The sequence below is a fragment of the Mycetocola miduiensis genome, assembly GCF_900115155.1.
GTDB lineage: Bacteria > Actinomycetota > Actinomycetes > Actinomycetales > Microbacteriaceae > Mycetocola_A > Mycetocola_A miduiensis.
Map to the genome: position 1 here is coordinate 1 of NZ_FOVM01000012.1, position 19,608 is coordinate 19,608.

Below are 19,608 nucleotides of genomic sequence, written 5' to 3' on the forward strand. Positions count from 1 at the left end.
GGCCTGGCTCCACGAATACAATCACCACAGACCCCACACCGCCATCGGAGGCCACCCACCCATTAGCCGGCTAACTAACCTGCCTGTGCAGTACATCTAGGTCGCGGCGGGTCAGGCGGACGCGTCGAGGTCGTTGCCGAGCGCGCGAAGCGCCCGGTCGGCGCCGCCGCCGAGGCCGAGGTCCGCGGACAGCCGGCGGGCAGCGTCTAGCGCCTCCGAGGACAGCGGGCGGATCCGGAAGTCCGGCTGCGGCAGGTCGAGCGTCCGGACGACCTCGACGACCGTCGGTGCGACCAGCAGGTAGTTCGAAGCGGCGAGGATCTTCGCCCGAACGGACTCGGACATACCTTTGCCCCGCTCTTGGGCGGCGGCGACGATCGCGTCGAGGTCGCCGAAGGTGTCGAGCAACCCTGCCGCTGTCTTCTCGCCGACCCCGGCGACCCCAGGAAGTCCGTCTGACGTGTCGCCGCGGAGGGCGGCGAAGTCCGCATATTGCTGAGCGGACACGCCGTATTTGTTCCTGACGACGTCCTCTGTGAGCACCTCCAGTTTGCTCATTCCTCGCGCCGTGTAAATCACGCGGATCTCGCGAGCGTCATCGACGAGCTGGAAGAGGTCGCGGTCGCCGGTGACGACGTCGACCGGGCCGGTCGCCTGCGAAGCGAAGCTGCCGATGACGTCGTCCGCTTCGTGGTCGGACGCCCCGACGACGGCGATGCCGAACGCATCGAGGACCTGCCGGATGAGGGGGATCTGTGCAACCAGGAGGTCGGGGACCTGCTCGACATCCGGCTCCCCGGTTCGCCTGGTGGCGACACGATGCTCTTTGTAGCTAGGGATGAGGTCGACCCGCCACTGCGGCCGCCAGTCGTCATCCCAGCAGGCGATGAGTTCGTCCGGTGAATAGTCCGTCACCAGCTTGGCGATGAAGTCGAGGAGACCGCGGACCGCGTTGACGGGCGTTCCGTCGGGAGAGCGCAGCGTGTCCGGGAGCCCGTGGAACGCCCGGAAGTACAGCGACGCGGTATCGAGAAGCATCAATCGCCCGTTCATGGCTTGATTGTGGCATGGCAGGGCAGGGCACTGTGGCGCTCTCTCGCAGCCATTCCTGCTCATCCGAGCAGGCACCTTCGCCGGGGGTGCTCATGAGAGCGGGCACGCCCCCTGTTCGCGGGTTCCGCATATGCTCGCGGAGAACAGCTATGTAACGCTTCTGTTTCGAGAGTCCCCGCAGCGCAGCGGCCCTCGTAACATTCGGTAACGTACCCATACCCGTGCGAGTCACGCCGGGCAGCATCCTGGAGGTTCCATTGACAATTCAGACCCGTAAGGTCGCTCTCGCAGGCCTTGCCAGCGCAGGCGTCATCGCCCTGCTCGCCGGCTGTGGACAGGCGCCCGCCAGCAACGGCGACTCGACGGAGGCGGCATCCGACTTCCTGCCATGCATCGTCTCCGACGCGGGTGGATTCGACGACAAGTCGTTCAACCAGTCCAGCTACGAGGGCATGGCTGAGGCCGCCGACGAACTCGGCGTCGAGATGAAAGAGGTCGAGTCGGACACTGAAGACGACTACGCACCGAACATCTCCAGCCTCGTCGACCAGGGCTGCAACCTCATTGCCACGATCGGCTTCGCGCTCGCCGAGGCAACCTCGGCGGCCGCCGAGGAGAACCCCGACGTGAAATTCATCATGCTCGACGACGGATCGATCGACGCCGAGAACGTCAAGCCGATCATCTACGACACCGCGCAGGCTGCCTTCCTCGCCGGCTACGCCGCGGCTGACTACTCGAAGACCGGCGTCGTCGGCACCTTCGGCGGCATGCAGTTCCCCACGGTCACCATCTTCATGGACGGCTTCGCCGACGGCGTCGCCTACTACAACGAGGCCAAGGGCAAGGACGTCAAGGTCGTCGGCTGGGATGTCGAAGGCCAGACCGGTTCATTCACCGGTGGCTTCGAAGCGAATGACACCGCGAAGCAGCTCGCTACGACTCTCATCGGACAGGATGCAGACGTGCTCCTCCCCGTCGGTGGACCGATCTTCCTCAGCGCCATCGAGGCAATCGCGGACTCCGGCAAAGAGGTCGCCATGATCGGTGTCGACGCCGACCTGTACGAGACCGCTGACTCCGGCCAGGAGCTGTTCCTCACCTCGATCCTCAAGCAGATGAAGTCCGGCGTCTACGACGTCGTTCTCGCTGCCGGGAACGACGAGTTCGACGCTACGCCGTACGTTGGCACCCTGGACAACGACGGCGTCGGAATCGCGCCGTTCCACGACTTCGAGGGCAAGGTCAGCGACACACTGCAGGGTGAGCTCGACGACATCAAGGCAGGCATCATCGACGGATCCATCGAGGTCGTCTCGCCGTCATCACCGGTCGCCAAGTAGCGCCACCCGCACGTCACACCCGCAAACGATCGGGGAGACCAGCTCCTGCTGGTCTCCCCGATCTGTTGGAACGTAGGATTTCCCCATGAAGCTCGAACTTCGCGGCATCACCAAACGATTCGGATCCCTGGTCGCCAACGACGACATCGACCTCACCATCGAACCGGGCGAGATCCATTGCCTCCTCGGTGAGAACGGGGCGGGCAAGTCGACGCTGATGAACGTCCTCTACGGCCTGTACCAGGCGGAGGAGGGAGAGGTTCTGCTCGACGACGTCGTCCAGCGCTTCGCAGGCCCCGGTGACGCCATGCGCGCCGGCATCGGGATGGTGCACCAGCATTTCATGCTCATCCCGGTTTTCAGCGTGGCAGAGAATGTCATGCTCGGCCACGAGGAAACCGGATTCGGTGGACGGCTCAACCTTGACGCCGCTCGTGCGAAGGTGCGCGAGATCTCGGCTCGGTTCGGCTTCCACGTCGACCCGGACGCCCTCGTCGGCGACCTCCCCGTCGGAGTCCAGCAGCGCGTCGAAATCATCAAAGCCCTTTCGCGCGACGCCAAGGTCCTCGTCTTCGACGAGCCGACCGCTGTGCTGACCCCGCAGGAGACCGACGAGCTGATGACGATCATGCGCCAGCTCAAATCCGAAGGCACGTCGATCGTCTTCATCACCCACAAACTGCGTGAGGTCCGCGAAGTCGCCGACCGTATCACCGTCATCCGCCTCGGAAAAGTCGTCGGCGAAGCATCCCCGACCGCATCCAACTCGGAACTGGCCGCGCTCATGGTCGGCCGCTCCGTCGAGCTCACCGTCCAGAAGGAACCGGCACAGCCCGGCCCGGCCGGTCTCATCGTCCGGAACCTTGACGTGATCGACCACCTGGGCCTCAAGGTCGTCAACAACGTCAGCTTCGACGTGCGCGCCGGCGAGATCCTCGCGATCGCCGGGGTGCAGGGCAACGGGCAGACCGAGCTCACCGAAGCGATTCTCGGACTGCAGCCCCGCGTCACCGGCGAAATCAGCCTGAACGGGACATCGCTCACCGGCCTCAGCGTTCGCAAGATCCTCAACGCCGGCGTCGGGTTCGTGCCCGAAGACCGCACCGAGGACGGACTCGTCGGTCAATTCACGATCGCCGAGAACCTCATGCTCGACCGGTCGGACCGGCCGCCCTTCGTCAAGAACGGCAACCTTCAGCTCGGCTTCCTCGCCGAATTCGCGCAGGAAAAAAAGGACGAGTTCGACATCCGGTGCGAATCGATCTACTCACGGGCGGGCCAGCTCTCCGGCGGTAACCAGCAGAAAGTCGTCCTCGCGCGTGAGCTGAGCCGCGATCTCAAACTTTTCGTGGCGTCCCAGCCCACCCGCGGCATCGACGTCGGATCGATCGAATTCGTGCACAAGAGAATGGTGGCGACCAGGGATGCCGGCATCCCCGTCGTGGTCGTATCGACCGAACTCGACGAGGTCGTCGCCCTCGCAGACAGGATTGCAGTGATGTACAGAGGATCCATCGTCGGAATCGTCCCGGGGAACACCCCGAGGGACGTTCTCGGCCTCATGATGGCCGGCGAAGTTCCCAGCGGAGTTGCGGCGTGAGCGAGGCCACAGCGACGACGGCTCCGTCCGCCAACGAGCCGAAACGTGCCCCGGAGTACGAGGAACGCTCCCGGAGCAACGAGGTCCTCTCCGACATCCTCAACGGGAACTTCGTCATCTCGATCCTCGCAGTGCTATTCGCCCTCGTGATCGGCGCCATCCTGATCGCGGTGACGAACGAAGACGTGCAGACGGCATCCGGATACTTCTTCGCTGCTCCCGGCGACACGCTCGGCGCGATCTGGAATGCCGTGTCTGGCGCCTATGGTGCGCTGTTCCAGGGGTCGATCTACAACTTCCGTCGCGACGGTTTCCTTGACGGGATCAAACCGTTGACCGACACGCTCACCTTCGCGACGCCGCTGATCGCGGCCGCGCTCGGTATCGGCATCGCGTTCCGGGTGGGACTGTTCAACATCGGTGGCCGAGGGCAGATGCTCATCGCCGCAGCCTGCGCCGGCTGGGTGGGCTTCTCGTTCGAACTGCCCTGGGGCGTCCACCTCGCCCTCGCGCTCCTCGCCGGAGTCGTCGGGGGCGCCCTGTGGGGAGGCTTGGTCGGGTTGCTCAAGGCGCGCACCGGCGCGCACGAGGTCATCCTCACGATCATGCTCAACTATGTGGCGTTCTACCTCATCTCGTGGATGTTGCGGACGCCCGGGCTGCTGCAGGCGCCCGGCTCGGTCAACCCGAAGTCGCCCGCCATGCTCGAGACCGCGGTGATGCCCGAGATCCTCGGCCCCAAGTACAACCTCCACCTCGGCTTCCTTCTCGTCATCGCGGCAACGATCTTCGCCTGGTGGCTGCTCAACCGGTCAAGCCTCGGCTTCACGTTCCGTGCCGTGGGGGAGAACCCGAACGCCGCACGCGTCGCCGGCATCAACGTGAAGAACACCTACGTCTACGCGATGCTCATCTCCGGTGGCCTCGTCGGCCTCGCCGGTGTGATGCAGGTGCTCGGGACGGTCACCACCGGATTCTCCGCCGGGATCGACGCGGGCATCGGGTTCGACGCCATCACCGTCGCCCTGCTCGGCCGGAGTAAGCCATGGGGCATCTTCGCCGCCGGCGTCCTCTTCGGGGCGTTCAAGGCCGGCGGGTTCGCCATGCAGGCGGCTGAAGGCATCCCGATCGACATCGTCACCGTGGTGCAGTCGCTGATCGTGCTCTTCATCGCAGCCCCGCCGCTCATCCGGGCGGTCTTCTTCCTGCCCAAGCAGGGTGTCCGTCGCCGAACGGTGCCCAGCGTCTCGAAGGAGGTGACGGCGAAATGACCACCACGACCGCCCCCGAGTCCATCTCCGCGAGCCTCGAGTCCGCGACCATCAAGAGCTGGAAGGCCCCGATCGCCTACGCGATCTTCACACTCATCGCCATCCTCCTGTTCGTCGTCAACGGACGCGACGGGGTGAGCAGATTCCGGCTGTCGAACGAAGCGGATGTCATCCAGCTGGCGCCGATCGACAACCCGACCCGGCTGACCTGCATTCTGCTTGTCGTTCTCCTCATCGCCATCACGGTGTACGCCACCTGGCTGTCCAGCCGCGCCAAGCGGGTGCCGCTCTGGCTCACGATTCTCTTCGCGGTCGCGTTCATGTGGGCGTTCCTCACCTGGGCTGCGGCGGGCGAGACCATCCCGATCACCGGCCTCCTGCTCGGCACCGTCGCGCTGAGCGCGCCGCTCATCTTCGGTTCGCTCGGCGGCGTGATCTCCGAGCGTGTCGGCGTCGTCAACGTGGCCATCGAAGGCCAGCTGCTCGCCGGCGCGTTCCTGTCGGCGTTCGTGGCATCCGTGACCGGGAACCCCTGGGCCGGGCTGGTCGCTGCGATGGTGGCCGGGGTGCTCGTCAGCTTCATGCTCGCCGTGTTCTCGATCCGGTACATCGTCGACCAGGTCATCGTCGGTGTCGTGCTGAACGTTCTCGTTGCGGGGCTCACCAGCTTCCTGTACTCCACGGTGCTGACCAGCAACACGCCGCTGTTCAACTCGCCGCCGCGGTTCCCGCGCATCAGCATCCCGATCCTCAGCGAGATCCCGATCCTCGGGCCTGTGCTGTTCCGGCAGACGGTCATCATCTACATCATGTACATCGCCGTGTTCGTCGTCTGGTGGGGGCTGTTCCGCACCAAGTGGGGGCTCCGCCTTCGCGCGGTCGGCGAACACCCACAGGCGGCTGACACCGTCGGCATCCGGGTGAACCCCACCCGGTTCTGGAACGTCGCGATCGCCGGTGCCATCGCCGGGTTCGGTGGCGCGTACTTCACCCTGGGTTCGGTCGGCGGTTTCACCAAGGAGATGACGGCAGGGGCTGGCTTCATCGCCCTCGCGGCGGTGATCTTCGGACGCTGGGACCCGATCCGGGCGACGCTCGCAGCGCTGCTGTTCGGTTTCGCCACGAACCTGCAGAACGTGCTCGGCGCGATCGGTTCGGGTGTGCCGAGCGAATTCCTCCTGATGCTTCCGTACGTCGTGACCATCTTCGCCGTCGCCGGCCTGGTGGGATACGTCCGCGGCCCGGCGGCATCCGGCAAACCATATATAAAGGCGTGACGAACGATGAGTGATTCAATCGACTGGGGCGTGCTCCGCGAAGCGGCGACGGATGCCATGGCGAAGGCATACGTGCCATATTCGAAATTCCCCGTCGGGGTGGCGGCGATCGTCACCGACGGTCGGATTATCACCGGCTGCAACGTCGAGAACGCCAGTTACGGCCTGACCCTCTGCGCCGAGTGCGCTCTCGTGTCGACGCTGCACCTCACCGGCGGTGGCCAGCTCGTCGCGTTCACCTGCGTCGACGGCGAGGGCAACACGCTCATGCCGTGCGGCCGGTGCCGGCAGCTGCTGTTCGAACACGCCGTACCGGGGATGCTTCTGGAGACCGTGTCGGGCATCCGCACCATCGACGAAGTCCTGCCGGATGCGTTCGGCCCACGCACACTCAACGAATACGCCGGGGTACCGACCGATGACCGCATCTGAGACCGTGCTCGAGGCGTTCGACGCCGTCGACCTGATCCGCACCAAGCGTGACCGTGGCGAACTCTCCACCGATGAGATCAAATGGCTCGTCGACGCGTACACGCGGGAGTATGTGGGCAATGAGCAGATGGCCGCGCTGGCGATGGCCATCCTGCTGAACGGGATGACGCGCCGCGAGATCCGCGACCTGACGCTCGCCATGATCGCGTCCGGCGAGACCATGGACTTCTCCACCCTCGGCAAGACCACGGTCGACAAGCACTCGACCGGTGGGGTGGGCGACAAGATCACCCTTCCGCTGATGCCGCTCGTGGCATCCTTCGGTGTCGCGGTGCCGCAGCTCTCCGGCCGGGGACTCGGCCACACCGGCGGGACCCTCGACAAGCTCGAGTCGATCCCCGGCTGGCGTGCCGACCTCTCGAACGATGAGATGTTCTCGATCCTCCGGGACGTCGGCGGGGTGATCTGTGCCGCCGGCGCCGGGCTCGCTCCTGCGGACAAGCGGCTCTATGCCCTGCGCGACATCACGGGCACGGTGGAGGCGATTCCGCTCATTGCGTCGTCGATCATGTCCAAGAAGATCGCCGAGGGCACGAGTGCGCTCGTGCTCGATGTGAAGTTCGGCTCGGGCGCGTTCATGCAGGACTACGCGAAGGCCGAAGAGCTTGCCCGCACGATGGTGTCGCTCGGGCAGGACGCGGGTGTTCGCACGTCTGCGCTGCTCACGAACATGAGCGTGCCGCTTGGCCTCGCGATCGGAAACGCGAACGAAGTACGTGAGTCGGTTGAGGTGCTCGCCGGTGGCGGACCGGCCGACATCGTCGAACTCACCGGCGCGCTCGCCCGTGAGATGCTCACGCTCGCCGGCCAGCCCGATGCCGACGTCGAGGAGGCGCTCAGGGACGGTCGCGCGATGGACACCTGGCGCCGGTCGATCGCGGCCCAGGGTGGCGACCCGGATGCGGCCTTGCCTGTCGCGCGGGAGACCCACACGGTGACCGCGCCAGCGGATGGCGTGCTTGTGCGCCAGGATGCGCTGCCTTTCGGTATCGCGGCGTGGCGGTTGGGTGCCGGGAGGGCGCGGGCGCAGGACCCGGTACTGCACGCATCCGGGGTGGACCTGCACGCGAAGCCCGGCGATGTGGTGCGCGCTGGTCAGCCGCTGTTCACCCTGTCGGCGGATGACGCCGGCAAGTTCACGCGGGCGCTCGAGGCTGTGGAGGGCGCGTGGGAGCTCGCTGCCCCCGGTACCCCGTTCGAGCCTGAGCCCCTGGTGCGCGCCCGCATCGAGTAGTTGCGTCGCGGGTCCCGTGTGGTTGCGGCGGCGCATGCGGGTTCCGATTGGTTCCAAGGGCGGTTCAGAACGCCCCGAGTGTCCCTCCGGACCGATCGTTCCGAAGCGGGACTAGCGAGGGTCGTCGGGGCTCCCGATCGGTCCCAAAGCGTTGTCCACTAGTGCGGGAACGACCGTTTGGGACTAATCGATTCGGCCAATGACCCTGGGCCCGATCGAGGGAACGTCCCCTCGGGCGTAGCGTCGGGTCGCGGATGCCCGCGAGGCGTTGTCCGGGGATCCCGATCGGTCCCGAAGGGTTGTTCATGGGCCGGGGAACGACCTTTCGGGACTAATCGATTCAGGGAGCGACCCTTTGGGCCCGATCGAGTCGGGCTCCCCCTCGGGGGTGGGACGACTCATCGATCCGCGGCGCGCGCCGCGTCATCGGGCTATGCGACCGGCCATCCGCGCGAGCGCAGTCGACGCTCCGTGCGGGCGACAATATCGGGCAGGTCAACCAGATCGTCGCCGGTGAAGTAGATCATGCTCCACCCCGCATCGACGGCATCGTTACCCCGCCGCACATCTCGCCGCCACTGCCGGCGATCGAGGCGGTGATGGTCGCCCTGGTACTCGAGCCCCACTTTGTATTTCGGGTAGGCCAGGTCAATTGCGATTTCCCGGCGGCTGAGTGGGAGGTACACCTCGAAGTTGGGAACAGGTTCGGGTAGAACACTCGCCGTGAGGGCGAGGCGAACGATCGACTCGGGTCGCGAGCGTGAGCGAGGGCTCAGGGAGCCGAGCGCCAACTGCATTCGCGACCGCCCGCGTTGCGACGGGTAGCGCTGTGCTGCTTCGAGCAAACGTTCCATCGTGGTGAGCGGCTGCTCCCACCACAAGAGGCTGTCGCCAGCGGCGACAAGATCGCTGAAATTCAGGATGGCAGCCAGATCGCACCACGTCCGTTCCGGAGTCGTCAAACGGATGCCTTGCCGCTCGGTGACGTCGCTGGCGCCCAGCGTCGCGCAGTGCCCGACCGTGCCGCGGGCCTTGGTCGCGCGCACACCCGCCGGTGACATCACATGAAGCGGGCCGTCGTCGAATTCGATGGGCAGGGGCATACCGTGCAGGCGGGCGGCGGTGACATGACTGAAGATCGCACCCCGCGGCATCCGGGCTGAGAACGCGTGACACTGGTCGATCAGTTCCGGATCGATCCTCGGCGCGAAGCGGGCGCCGTGGAATGGCCGGACAAGCGCGGCGTTCCGGAGTTGGCTTCGCGACATCCCGTTCAGATAAGCCTCGCGCACGGAGAAGGCACGCGGCAGAGCGACGGGGAGCGGTCGTCGGAAGTCCATGCCCCGAGGATGCCGTTCGTCGATGCGGCATGGGACGCCGGACCCCGTTCTGTGGACAACCGTCGCACGGCCGGGCGCTGTGCAGAAAACGTCGATCGGTCCGAAAGAGTCGCTCGAATCGGAGACAATCGCCCTTAGTGCCCAATCGATGACGTGAAGAACCCTTTGGGCCCGCTCGATCCCTCGGCCGCCGCCGTTACCCGGGCTCGCCGATGCGCTTCACAGCGTCGACGACGAGGTCCCAGAACCGCGCCGTATCGATGCCGACCGCGACCTGGGTGGTGCACCCGTCCGGCGCGGGCGAACGGAAGTCCGCCACCGTCATCCCGGTGGTCAGCGCACCGACGAGCTCGACACTGATCGGCGCCCGCCGCACCGTGAAGATGCTCGGGTCGATCACATAGGCGACGGCACACGGGTCGTGCACCGGAGGCGCATCGAAGCCCTGCGCCGTGCGATACGCCGCCCCGAAGAAGTCCAGCAGTTCGACGACGAACCGCGCCGGCGTGGTCCCGAGTGCAGCGAACCGCTCGACGACATCCGGAGTTGCGAGCGCCTGGTGGGTGACATCGATCGGGATCTGGGTCAGCGGCCACGACTCGTTGAACACGATGTGCGCGGCCTCGGGGTCGACGACGATGTTGAACTCCGCCGTCGCAGACCAGTTGCCGCCATGCGTCCCGCCACCCATGAGCACCACCTCACGCACCCGTTCAACGATGCGCGGCTCCATCCGCGCCGCAAGCGCGATGTTGGTGAGCGCGCCGGTTGGCACGAGAGTGATCGCCCCCGGCTCGTTCGACATGATCGTCTCGATGATGAGGTTCACCGCATGGCGCTGGTCGAGGGCAAGCCGCGGCTCCGGCAGCCGGGGGCCGTCGAGCCCCGATTCGCCGTGGATCGCCGGCGCCGTCTCGATCGCACGCACGAACGGTCGCGCTGATCCCGCAGCGAACGGGATGCCGGTGATGCCGGCCACGCGGGCGACCGACAACGCGTTCCTGGTCACCTTCTCAAGCGTCTGGTTGCCCATCACTGTCGTCACGGCGACCAGTTCGATGTCGGGGTTTCCGTGCGCGAGCAGCAGGGCGATCGCGTCGTCGTGCCCCGGATCGCAGTCGAGGAGGATTCTGCGGCGCATTGCCAGATTCTATGAGCAGGGAAAGCCCGCCCAAGGCGCCGGGGGCCGACCGCAGGCCTACCGTCACAGTGCGAAGGAGCCGGTGCGACGGAAGGGTGCGAGCGGTAGTCTGAGCGGGTGACTTTTGAGAACCAGTTCCTGCTCCCCAACGGCGTCGACATCGCGGCCCTGCCGAAGATTTCGCTGCACGACCACCTCGACGGGGCGCTTCGTCCGCAGACGATTCTCGAACTGGCGGATGCCGTCGGCGTCGAGGTCCCCGAAACGGATGCCGATCGGCTCGGGCAGTGGTTCCTCACCCAGTGCGACGCGGGGAACCTCGTCGACTACCTCAAAACGTTCGACCTCACCACCGCCGTGATGCAGACCGAGGAGGGTCTGACCCGGGTCGCCCGTGAGTTCGTGCAGGACCTCGCCGCCGACGGTGTCCTCTACGGCGAGGTGCGTTGGGCACCCGAGCAGCATCTCGCCAGGGGCCTCACCCTCGACCAGACGGTCGAAGCCGTCCAGGTCGGCATCGAGCAGGGCATCGACGACGCGGAACGCGCCGGCCGCAGCATCCAGATCGGCCAGCTGGTCACCGCCATGCGCCACGCCGACCGCGCGCTGGAGATCGCCGAACTCGCCGTGCGCCACCTCGGCAACGGTGTCGTCGGCTTCGACATCGCCGGGGCAGAAGCCGGGTTCCCTGCCAGCCGTCACCGGGTCGCCTTTGACTTCCTCGCCCAGGAGCATGTCCCGGTCACCGTGCACGCGGGCGAGGCCGACGGGCTCGACTCGATCAAGAGCGCGCTGTTCGACGGACGCGCCCTCCGCCTCGGGCACGGCGTGCGGATCGCCGAAGACATCACCGTGGAGCGAAGCGACGACCAGGGAACCTATGTCTCGCTCGGCCCGACTGCCCAGTGGGTGAAAGACCGGGAGATCGCCCTCGAACTCAGCCCGTCGTCGAACCTGCAGACCGGCGCCATCGCCGCGTGGGGCACCGACCTCGCCGACCACCCGTTCGACCTGCTCTACCAGCTCGGCTTCAAGACGACGGTCAACGTCGACAACCGCACCATGAGCGGCACGTCGCTGACCCGCGAACTGAGCCTGCTGTCGGATGCTTTCGCGTACGACCTCGACGACCTCGAAGTGTTCCAGCAGAACGCGGCAAGCGCGGCCTTCCTGCCGTTGGAAGACCGTGAGGAACTGGCTGAGGCGATTTCGGCCGGCTTCGAAGATGCCGAGAGGTACCGCGCGTGACACCCGGTTTACCCGGGGCGACGAGATGAGCCGATACTCTGAGATCGCCCCCGACACACCTGAATCGAGTTCCACGATGTCCCTGCCGCAACTCCCGGATCCCGCCATCGAACTCGGTGCAATCGCGGGGGACTGGCGGGACGCCGTGCGGCTCGCCGGGGCGGCACTGGTCCGTAGCGGAGCGACGGAGGAGTCGTACACCGAACGGATGATCGAGGTCATCGACGAGTTCGGCGCTTACATCGTCATTGCTCCCGGACTCGCGCTCGCACACGCCCGCCCCGGTGACGACGTGCTCCACGAGGGACTCGCCGTGATCACCCTCGCCGAACCGATTGCTTTCGGACACCCGCACAATGACCCGGTCAGCGTCGTTCTCGGGCTCGCCGTCGCGAACCCGGAGACCCACGTCACGTCGGTCGCCGAACTCGCAAACGTTTTCAACGACGCGTCCGCTATCCCCGCTATCGCGTCAGCCGCAACGCCGGACGATGTCCGCCGGGTGCTTTTCGCCGAGCACTGAGATTCCAGCCAGGGAGGCTGCCATGAAAATCGTCGCAATCTGCGGTGCCGGTGTCGGAACATCCGGCATCCTCAAGGTGAACACCGAGCGGGTGCTCAAGAACCTGGACATCGAAGCGGAGGTGACCGCATCGGATGTCGCAGGCGTCGGCGTCGCCGCAGCCGACGCCCAGGTCATCCTCACCTCACCTGAGCTCGTCGACAAGATCGGCAAAACCTTCGCCGACATCGTCGTCATCGACAACTACTTCGACCTCGAAGAGCTCACCCGGAAGATCGAGAAGGCCCTCGGCTGAGACCTACGCCGTCGCCGTCTTCGCGATCCGGGCGAGGTCTTCCTTCACCGCGGTGAGAACGCAGGATGCCTCATCGCGGCGGTCGTTCGGACGGGACACGTCGAGATAGAACTTGATCTTCGGTTCCGTGCCGCTCGGGCGCGCCATGACGCGGGAGCCGTCGGCGAGCCGGAACCGGAGAGCATCCGTCGGCGGGAGGTCGTCCGAACCGTCGCGGAGATCGTCGATCCCCTCGACCGTGATGCCGCCGAGCGTTGTGGGCGGCTCGGCGCGGAGATACGCCATGATGTCGGCGATGTCCGAGAGGTTCGTGACCCGCAGCGACAGCTGGTCGCTCGCGAAGTACCCGAACTTCTCGGCGAACGCGTCGAGCACCCGCTCGATGGTGAGGTTCTGCGTCTTGAAGAAGGCGGTCATGGCGAGGAAGTCGATCGCGGCCGAGATGCCGTCCTTGTCTCGCACGGTGTTCGGGTTGACGAGGTAGCCGAGTGCCTCTTCGTAGCCGAAAATCAGGCCAGGCACACGCGACACCCATTTGAACCCGGTGAGGGTTTCGACGAAGTCCAGGTCGTATTCGCGGGCGACGGCGGCGAGCGCTGGGGAAGACACGATCGAGCAGGCGAGCACGCCGCCCGGTGTCTCCTGTTCGGCGTTGAGCACCGCGGCGCGCCAGCCGAGGAGGGCGCCGACCTCGTTTCCGCTGAGCTGCCGGTACCCTTCAGGACGGTTCACATCAGGGATGGCGATCGAGAGCCGGTCGGCGTCCGGGTCGTTTGCGACGATCAGTTCAGCGCCGTGCTCGCGGGCGAGGGCATAGGCCAGGTCGAGGGCGCCGGGCTCCTCGGGGTTGGGGAACGCGACGGTGGGGAACGCAGGATCCGGCTCCTGCTGCTCCGCGACGGAATGCGGCAGGGTGAGCCCGGCTTTCTGCGCGACCCGGGAAAAGGTTTCCCAGCCGACGCCGTGCATCGCCGTGTAGACGACGTTCAGATCGACCGGGTGGACGGGGATTCCGGCGACGGTCGCGTCGACATAGGCGTCGACGACGTCCTCCCCTGCGACCTCGTAACCGTCGCTCCTCGGCAGCTCGAGCACGTTGGCGGATGCGGCCACCCGGAGAATGTGCGCCTGGATCTCCGCATCGGACGGCGACACGATCTGCGACCCGAGGTCCTCGCCGCCGAGGTACACCTTGTAGCCGTTGTCGGCGGGCGGGTTGTGGCTCGCCGTGACCATGATGCCGGCGGACACGTCGAGGTGCCGCACGGCGAAGGCCAGGACCGGCGTCGGCAGCAGCCGCGGGAGGAGGATCGCACGGATGCCTGCGCCCGCCATCAGCTCGGCGGTGTCCGTCGCGAAGACGCGGGAGTTGCGGCGGCCGTCGTAGCCGATGACGACGCTCGGCGTCGCGTCGGGTTCGCGCTCGAGCAGGTACGAGGCGATCCCGGCGGCAGCCTGCGCGACAAGGACCCGGTTCATGCGGGCAGACCCGGCCTCGATGCGGCCGCGAAGCCCGGCGGTGCCGAACTCCAGCCGGGTGTCGAACCGGCTGTGCAGTTCGTCGAGCGCCGGCTCACTGCCGCCTTCGGCGTCGCGGAGCAGCATCTCCAGCTCAGCCCGCGTCTCGGCATCCGGGTCCTGGGCAAGCCACGCCGCCGCCTGGGTGAGGACGTGGTTGGTTCCGGCGTCGGTCATCACAGGGCACCCACGATCCGGGCGAGCAGGGCGCTGATCACCGGTTCGGCATCACGCCCGGCCTCGAGGACTTCGAGGTGGCTGAGCGGCGTCGACTGGATGCCGGCAGCGAGGTTGGTGATGAGGGAGAGCCCGAGGATCTCCATGCCGGCCTGGCGCGCGGCGATCGCCTCGAGCGCTGTGGACATGCCGACGATGTGGCCGCCGATGGTTTTCGCCATCTGCACCTCAGCCGGCGTCTCGTAGTGCGGCCCGCGGAACTGGCAGTACACGCCCTCGTCGAGGTCCGTCTCGATGCTGTGGGCGATGGCGCGGAGCCGTGCCGAGTAGAGGTCGGTGAGGTCGACGAATGTGGCGCCCTCGAGCGGGGAATCGCCGGTGAGGTTGATGTGGTCGCTGATGAGGACGGGGGTGCCTGGTGACCAGGACTCGCGGATGCCGCCCGCCCCGTTGGTGAGGATCATGACCTCCGCGCCCGCAGCGGCGGCGGTCCGGACGCTGTGCACAACCCGGCGGACGCCGTGGCCCTCGTAGTAATGGGTGCGGGCGCCGATCACGAGCGCGCGTTTGCCGTTCGGCAGCAGCACGGACCGGAGCGTGCCGACGTGCCCCTCGAGGGCGGGCCGGGAGAACCCTTCGATCTCGTGCGCCGGAATCGTCGCTGTCGTCTCCCCGATGAGCTCGGCTGCCTTGCCCCAGCCGGAGCCGAGCGTCAGCGCGATCTCGTGTCGCTCGACGCCGGTCCTCTCTGCGATCTGGTTCGCTGCGCGGAGCGCGACATCGAAGGGATCGGCGGTGGGGTCATCGAGCAGATTACGGGGTGCGTCAGACATTCCGTCATTCTATTCAGGCGGTCACGGTTCCCGCCCCCATTTGACTTTCGATGCCGCGTTCTGACGCATCCGAGCAGTGCGGCAAGGGTTGCGGCCGGATCCCTCGACATCGCGGTTCCTGGCATCCATCGCCGTTTTGGCGACCGTCTTGCAGGCTGCGACAATGGAGGAATGACCTACGAGTTCGAGCGCAAACAACGGATCGCTGTACTCGGAGGAGGCCCTGGCGGCTATGAGGCCGCCCTCGCGGGTGCACAGCTCGGCGCCGACGTCACACTGATCGAACGCACCGGGGTGGGCGGCGCTGCCGTCATCACCGACGTCGTGCCGTCGAAGAGTCTCATTTCCACCGCCGAAGCGACGAACGCCGTCCGCGGTGCGAGCGAACTCGGCGTGCAGTTCTTCAGCCGCACCGACAGCGGCAAGCCGGTCAAACCGGAGGTCACCGTCAACCTTGCCGCGGTGAACAAGCGGCTCCTGAGCCTCGCGCGGCACCAGTCCGAAGACATGCGGGCGAGCCTGGAGCAGGCGGGAGTGCGGATCGTGAACGGCGACGGACGCCTCGACGGGCGTGACGCCGTCATCGTGTCGACCGAGTCCGGTGGCCGTGGAACCGACTTCGACCGGGTCGAAGCCGACACGATCGTCGTCTCAGTCGGCGGCAGCCCCCGCCGGCTGCCGTCCGCGATGCCCGACGGCGAACGCATCCTCGACTGGACCCAGCTCTACAGCCTCACCGCCGTTCCCGAGCACCTCATCGTCGTCGGCTCGGGTGTGACCGGCGCCGAGTTCGCGTCCGCGTACCGCGCCCTGGGCTCGGAGGTCACCCTCATCTCCAGCCGTGACCAGGTCCTTCCAGGTGAGGATGCCGACGCTGCTGCAGTGATCGAGGGAGTGTTCAAGCGCAGCGGAATGACCGTGCTGTCGAAGTCCCGGGCGTCGAGCGTCACCCGGACCGAGAACGGAGTTCTCGCCACGCTGACGGATGGCCGGACCGTCGAAGGCAGCCACTGCCTCATGGCCGTCGGCGCCGTGCCGAACACCGCGGGGATCGGACTCGAAGACGCCGGCGTGCAGATGACCGAGGGTGGCCTCATCCGGGTCAACAGGGTGGCGCGCACGTCGATCCCGAACATTTACGCGGCCGGCGACTGCACGACCTTCATGCCGCTGGCATCCGTCGCGTCGATGCAGGGCCGTGCGGCGATCTTCCACGCCATGGGCGACGCGGTGAATCCGACGGAGCTGCGCAACGTGGCCGCGAATATCTTCACTCAGCCGGAGATCGCAACGGTCGGCTGGACCCAGAAGCAGATCGAAGAGGGCATCGCCCAGGGCGAGATCTACAAGCTGCCGCTCAAGTCAAACCCGCGCGCGAAGATGCTCGGCATAAAGGACGGCTTCGTGAAACTGTTCGCCAGGACCGGCTCCGGCACGGTCATCGGCGGCGTCATCGTCGCCCCCAAGGCCAGCGAGCTCATCTTCCCGCTCGCGATCGCCGTGGAACACCGACTCAACGTCGACGAGATCGCGCGTGCGTTCGCCGTGTACCCGTCGCTCACCGGAAGCATCACCGACGCGGCGAAGGCGATGCACATCGTCAAGTGACGGACGGCTGAGGGCCCGTGCGGGCGCGGACGGATGCTGCGCCACGCCCGAGAGGACGTGCGGGAGGCGGCGTGCCGCCGAAAGGATTCGCTCGGGAAGGGCCTGCCTACACCGAGGTGATGGTGAGCAGCTGGTGCCCGCTCGACACGGTCGCGCCGACCTCGACGTTGATGTCGCCGATGGTGCCGTCTTTGTGGGCGGTGATCGGCTGCTCCATCTTCATGGCCTCGAGCACGATGACGAGGTCACCCTTGACGACGTGCTGGCCGTCTTCGACGGCGAGCTTCACGATCGTCGCCTGCATCGGGGAGGCGACGGAGTTGCCGGTGGCCGAGCTCACGGTGCCGGAGCCGCCGCGGCGCTTCGGGGCTGGCCCGAGAGCCCTGCTGTTGCCGCCGGTGCCGGGCACGAGGCTCGTCGGCAGGCTTACTTCGATCCGCTTGCCCTCGACCTCGACGACCACACTGTGGCGGGTTTTCGAGCTCTTCGGCCCGTCGAGTTCGCCGTCCCACGGTTCGATGTCGTTGACAAACTCGGTCTCGATCCACCTGGTGTATACCCCGAAGCGGCCGTCCTCGGCGGTGAAGGCCGGGTCGCGCACGATCTTGCGGTGGAACGGGATCACGGTGGGCAGGCCGGAGACCTCGAACTCGTCGAGAGCTCGCCGTGACCGCTCGAGCGCCTGCTCACGGTCGGCACCGGTGACGATGATCTTGCCGAGCAGCGAGTCGAATGCGCCGGAGATCTCATCGCCGGCTGTGACGCCGGAGTCGAGGCGGATGCCGGGGCCTCCGAAGGTCTTGAAGACGTGAATCGGTCCCGGCTGCGGAAGGAAGCCACGCCCCGGGTCCTCTCCGTTGATACGGAACTCGATCGAGTGGCCCTGGGGGATCGGGTCTTCGTAGTCGAGGACGCCGCCCTCGGCGAGGCGGAACTGTTCACGGACGAGGTCTATCCCGGTGATCTCCTCTGAGACCGGGTGCTCGACCTGCAGGCGGGTGTTCACCTCGAGGAACGAGACGGTGCCGTCCTTGCCGATGAGGAACTCGCAGGTGCCGGCGCCGACGTAGCCGACCTCTTTGAGGATCGCCTTGGACGCGCTGTAGAGCAGGTCGTTCTGCTCATCGGTGAGGAATGGCGCAGGGGCTTCCTCGACGAGCTTCTGGTGGCGGCGCTGGAGTGAGCAGTCGCGGGTGGATACGACGACGACGTTGCCGTGGGCATCCGCGAGGCACTGCGTCTCGACGTGGCGGGGCTGGTCGAGGTACTTCTCGACGAAGCACTCGCCACGGCCGAACGCCGCGATGGCTTCACGGGTGGCCGAGTCGAAAGCCTCGGCGACCTCGTCCCGTTCGCGGGCGATCTTCAGTCCGCGGCCTCCTCCGCCGAAAGCGGCTTTGATCGCGACGGGAAGCCCGTGCGTGTCCACGAAGTCGAGTACCTCGTCTGCGCCTGAGACCGGGTTGAGTGTGCCGGGCGCAAGCGGAGCGCCGACCTTCTGGGCGACGTGTCTGGCGGAGACCTTGTCTCCGAGCTGCTCTATAGCCTCAGGTGATGGGCCGATCCAGATCAGTCCGGCGCCGATGACGGCGCGGGCGAAGTCCGCGTTCTCGGCGAGGAAGCCGTAGCCGGGGTGGATGGCGTCGGCACCGGAGCGACGTGCGACCGAGAGGATCTTGTCGATGACGAGGTAGGTGTCAGCGCTGGTCGAACCGTCGAGGGCGTACGCCTCATCCGCGAGCTTGGTGTGGAGGGAGTCACGATCCTGGTCGGCGTACACCGCGACCGACCCGATTCCGCTGTCGCGCGCTGCGCGGATCACTCGGACGGCGATTTCGCCCCGATTGGCTATGAGGACCTTGGATATACGCGACACAGTTCCTTAGCCTATTGCCCTCGGCCCCCCGCTTTTTGGTTGGTGCCCACAGAAATCGCCCGAAAAGCACTGCGGTTGCCTACAAATCGCCGCTCCGGTTCCACAGCGAGGTCCAGTCGTAGCCCAGTTGGCGCACGAGGGAGCGGAGCGTCGGCAGCGAGAGTCCGACGACGGTGGACGGGTCGCCCGAGATGCGTTCGATGAACGGCGCGCCGAGGCTGTCGATCGTGAAAGCCCCCGCCACTTTGAGCGGTTCGCCCGTTGCGATGTAGGCCGAAATCTCCTCGTCGGTGATGTCGCTTGCGAAGGTGACGTCAGCGGATGCCACGGCGCCGACGGCACCTGGCGCGCTGCCGTCGGAGCGGTGGTCGATCAGCCAGTGGCCCGAGTAGAGCCGGCCGGTCCTCCCGCGCTGAAGCCGCCAGCGTTCGAGCGCGGCCTCCGGTGTGTGCGGTTTGCCGTAGATCATCCCGTCGAGGACGAAGACGGAGTCCCCGCCGAGAATCAGCCCGTTGGTCCCGTCGAGGTCACGCCACACCGATTCGGCTTTCGCCCTGGCGAGGAGGGCGACGGTGTCTTCAGGGCCGAGTGCGATCCCCGCGGCGGACTCGGCGGCCGCCACAGCGGCATCCTCGTCGACGTGTGACGGCACGATGACCGGTTCGATTCCGCTCGATCTCAGCAGCGTGAGGCGTGCAGGTGAGATCGAGGCGAGGTAGAGCTGCATGAGGTCCCTTCGGCTGCTGCGTGAGCAGGTCTCTGCCATTCGTGGGACGATT

The 19,608-nt window shown here is 66.5% G+C and carries 17 protein-coding genes; 10 read left to right on the forward strand and 7 right to left on the reverse strand.

Translation table 11 applies throughout. The annotated features are described in order from the left end of the window. Positions 1-111: 111 nt before the first annotated feature. Positions 112-1,053: a 5'-3' exonuclease gene (locus tag BM197_RS15455; protein WP_090713145.1), complete on the reverse strand. Its 942-nt coding sequence runs from the start codon at positions 1,051-1,053 to the stop codon at positions 112-114. Positions 1,054-1,310: 257 nt separating this feature from the next. Between BM197_RS15455 and BM197_RS15460 the strand changes: the two genes are divergently transcribed. The 6 genes from BM197_RS15460 to BM197_RS15485 all read left to right on the forward strand — a co-directional run bounded on the left by BM197_RS15460 (position 1,311) and on the right by BM197_RS15485 (position 8,270). Further along, positions 1,311-2,396: a BMP family lipoprotein gene (locus BM197_RS15460; protein ID WP_090713147.1), complete on the forward strand. Its 1,086-nt coding sequence runs from the start codon at positions 1,311-1,313 to the stop codon at positions 2,394-2,396. 85 nt (positions 2,397-2,481) lie between these two features. Further along, a complete protein-coding gene (locus tag BM197_RS15465; RefSeq protein ID WP_090713149.1) occupies positions 2,482-3,996 on the forward strand; it encodes an ABC transporter ATP-binding protein in 1,515 nt (504 codons plus the stop codon). Continuing rightward, on the forward strand, positions 3,993-5,267 hold the full coding sequence (locus BM197_RS15470; protein ID WP_090713152.1) for an ABC transporter permease: 1,275 nt from the start codon (positions 3,993-3,995) through the stop codon (positions 5,265-5,267). Before BM197_RS15465 ends, BM197_RS15470 begins: the two co-directional genes overlap by 4 nt. Next, positions 5,264-6,544, forward strand: a complete 1,281-nt coding sequence (locus BM197_RS15475; RefSeq protein WP_090713154.1) for an ABC transporter permease — start codon at positions 5,264-5,266, stop codon at positions 6,542-6,544. The genes BM197_RS15470 and BM197_RS15475 overlap by 4 nt, the downstream gene beginning before the upstream one ends. Positions 6,545-6,550: 6 nt before the next feature. Continuing rightward, a complete protein-coding gene (locus tag BM197_RS15480) occupies positions 6,551-6,976 on the forward strand; it encodes a cytidine deaminase (RefSeq protein WP_090713156.1) in 426 nt (141 codons plus the stop codon). Further along, positions 6,963-8,270: a thymidine phosphorylase gene (locus BM197_RS15485; RefSeq protein ID WP_090713158.1), complete on the forward strand. Its 1,308-nt coding sequence runs from the start codon at positions 6,963-6,965 to the stop codon at positions 8,268-8,270. The genes BM197_RS15480 and BM197_RS15485 overlap by 14 nt, the downstream gene beginning before the upstream one ends. 431 nt (positions 8,271-8,701) lie before the next feature. Here the strand turns inward: BM197_RS15485 and BM197_RS15490 are convergent, their stop codons facing one another. Next, positions 8,702-9,610 (reverse strand): type IV toxin-antitoxin system AbiEi family antitoxin domain-containing protein, encoded by a 909-nt coding sequence (locus tag BM197_RS15490; protein ID WP_090713160.1) that lies wholly within the window; start codon positions 9,608-9,610, stop codon positions 8,702-8,704. A 196-nt stretch (positions 9,611-9,806) separates the two neighbouring features. Further along, positions 9,807-10,751 (reverse strand): uridine-preferring nucleoside hydrolase UriH, encoded by a 945-nt coding sequence (gene uriH / locus BM197_RS15495; RefSeq protein WP_090713162.1) that lies wholly within the window; start codon positions 10,749-10,751, stop codon positions 9,807-9,809. A gap of 117 nt (positions 10,752-10,868) precedes the next feature. Between uriH and BM197_RS15500 the strand changes: the two genes are divergently transcribed. The 3 genes from BM197_RS15500 to BM197_RS15510 all read left to right on the forward strand — a co-directional run bounded on the left by BM197_RS15500 (position 10,869) and on the right by BM197_RS15510 (position 12,817). Further along, positions 10,869-11,999 (forward strand): adenosine deaminase, encoded by a 1,131-nt coding sequence (locus BM197_RS15500; RefSeq protein ID WP_090713164.1) that lies wholly within the window; start codon positions 10,869-10,871, stop codon positions 11,997-11,999. Positions 12,000-12,075: 76 nt separating this feature from the next. Continuing rightward, complete coding sequence (locus BM197_RS15505; protein ID WP_090713262.1) at positions 12,076-12,522, forward strand: PTS sugar transporter subunit IIA; 447 nt, start codon at positions 12,076-12,078, stop codon at positions 12,520-12,522. A gap of 22 nt (positions 12,523-12,544) precedes the next feature. Then, a complete protein-coding gene (locus BM197_RS15510; protein WP_090713166.1) occupies positions 12,545-12,817 on the forward strand; it encodes a PTS sugar transporter subunit IIB in 273 nt (90 codons plus the stop codon). A gap of 3 nt (positions 12,818-12,820) precedes the next feature. On the opposite strand, the gene BM197_RS15515 is transcribed toward BM197_RS15510, so the two are convergent. Next, complete coding sequence (locus BM197_RS15515) at positions 12,821-14,512, reverse strand: phospho-sugar mutase (protein ID WP_090713168.1); 1,692 nt, start codon at positions 14,510-14,512, stop codon at positions 12,821-12,823. Then, the gene (locus BM197_RS15520) at positions 14,512-15,345 is read right to left on the reverse strand and encodes a purine-nucleoside phosphorylase (protein WP_090713170.1); all 834 of its coding nucleotides are present in this window, start codon (positions 15,343-15,345) and stop codon (positions 14,512-14,514) included. The genes BM197_RS15515 and BM197_RS15520 overlap by 1 nt, the downstream gene beginning before the upstream one ends. A gap of 171 nt (positions 15,346-15,516) precedes the next feature. On the opposite strand from BM197_RS15520, the gene BM197_RS15525 reads away from it, so the two are divergent. Continuing rightward, positions 15,517-16,953, forward strand: a complete 1,437-nt coding sequence (locus BM197_RS15525; RefSeq protein ID WP_090713171.1) for an NAD(P)H-quinone dehydrogenase — start codon at positions 15,517-15,519, stop codon at positions 16,951-16,953. A gap of 106 nt (positions 16,954-17,059) precedes the next feature. Here BM197_RS15525 and BM197_RS15530 read toward each other — a convergent pair whose 3' ends face one another. Beyond that, positions 17,060-18,829: an acetyl/propionyl/methylcrotonyl-CoA carboxylase subunit alpha gene (locus BM197_RS15530; RefSeq protein WP_090713172.1), complete on the reverse strand. Its 1,770-nt coding sequence runs from the start codon at positions 18,827-18,829 to the stop codon at positions 17,060-17,062. A gap of 79 nt (positions 18,830-18,908) precedes the next feature. After that, positions 18,909-19,556, reverse strand: coding sequence for a Maf family protein (locus tag BM197_RS15535; RefSeq protein ID WP_090713174.1), 648 nt, complete (start codon positions 19,554-19,556; stop codon positions 18,909-18,911). Positions 19,557-19,608: the final 52 nt, after the last annotated feature.

Bases quoted from the DNA above. Each gene is read 5' to 3' on its own strand.
- BM197_RS15455 (WP_090713145.1), bottom strand. From the start codon at position 1,053: ATGAACGGGCGATTGATGCTTCTCGATACCGCGTCGCTGTACTTCCGG.
- BM197_RS15465 (WP_090713149.1), top strand. From the start codon at position 2,482: ATGAAGCTCGAACTTCGCGGCATCACCAAACGATTCGGATCCCTGGTC.
- BM197_RS15475 (WP_090713154.1), top strand. From the start codon at position 5,264: ATGACCACCACGACCGCCCCCGAGTCCATCTCCGCGAGCCTCGAGTCC.
- BM197_RS15480 (WP_090713156.1), top strand. From the start codon at position 6,551: ATGAGTGATTCAATCGACTGGGGCGTGCTCCGCGAAGCGGCGACGGAT.
- BM197_RS15485 (WP_090713158.1), top strand. From the start codon at position 6,963: ATGACCGCATCTGAGACCGTGCTCGAGGCGTTCGACGCCGTCGACCTG.
- BM197_RS15490 (WP_090713160.1), bottom strand. From the start codon at position 9,610: ATGGACTTCCGACGACCGCTCCCCGTCGCTCTGCCGCGTGCCTTCTCC.
- uriH (WP_090713162.1), bottom strand. From the start codon at position 10,751: ATGCGCCGCAGAATCCTCCTCGACTGCGATCCGGGGCACGACGACGCG.
- BM197_RS15505 (WP_090713262.1), top strand. From the start codon at position 12,076: ATGTCCCTGCCGCAACTCCCGGATCCCGCCATCGAACTCGGTGCAATC.
- BM197_RS15510 (WP_090713166.1), top strand. From the start codon at position 12,545: ATGAAAATCGTCGCAATCTGCGGTGCCGGTGTCGGAACATCCGGCATC.
- BM197_RS15515 (WP_090713168.1), bottom strand. From the start codon at position 14,512: ATGACCGACGCCGGAACCAACCACGTCCTCACCCAGGCGGCGGCGTGG.
- BM197_RS15520 (WP_090713170.1), bottom strand. From the start codon at position 15,345: ATGTCTGACGCACCCCGTAATCTGCTCGATGACCCCACCGCCGATCCC.
- BM197_RS15525 (WP_090713171.1), top strand. From the start codon at position 15,517: ATGACCTACGAGTTCGAGCGCAAACAACGGATCGCTGTACTCGGAGGA.
- BM197_RS15535 (WP_090713174.1), bottom strand. From the start codon at position 19,556: ATGCAGCTCTACCTCGCCTCGATCTCACCTGCACGCCTCACGCTGCTG.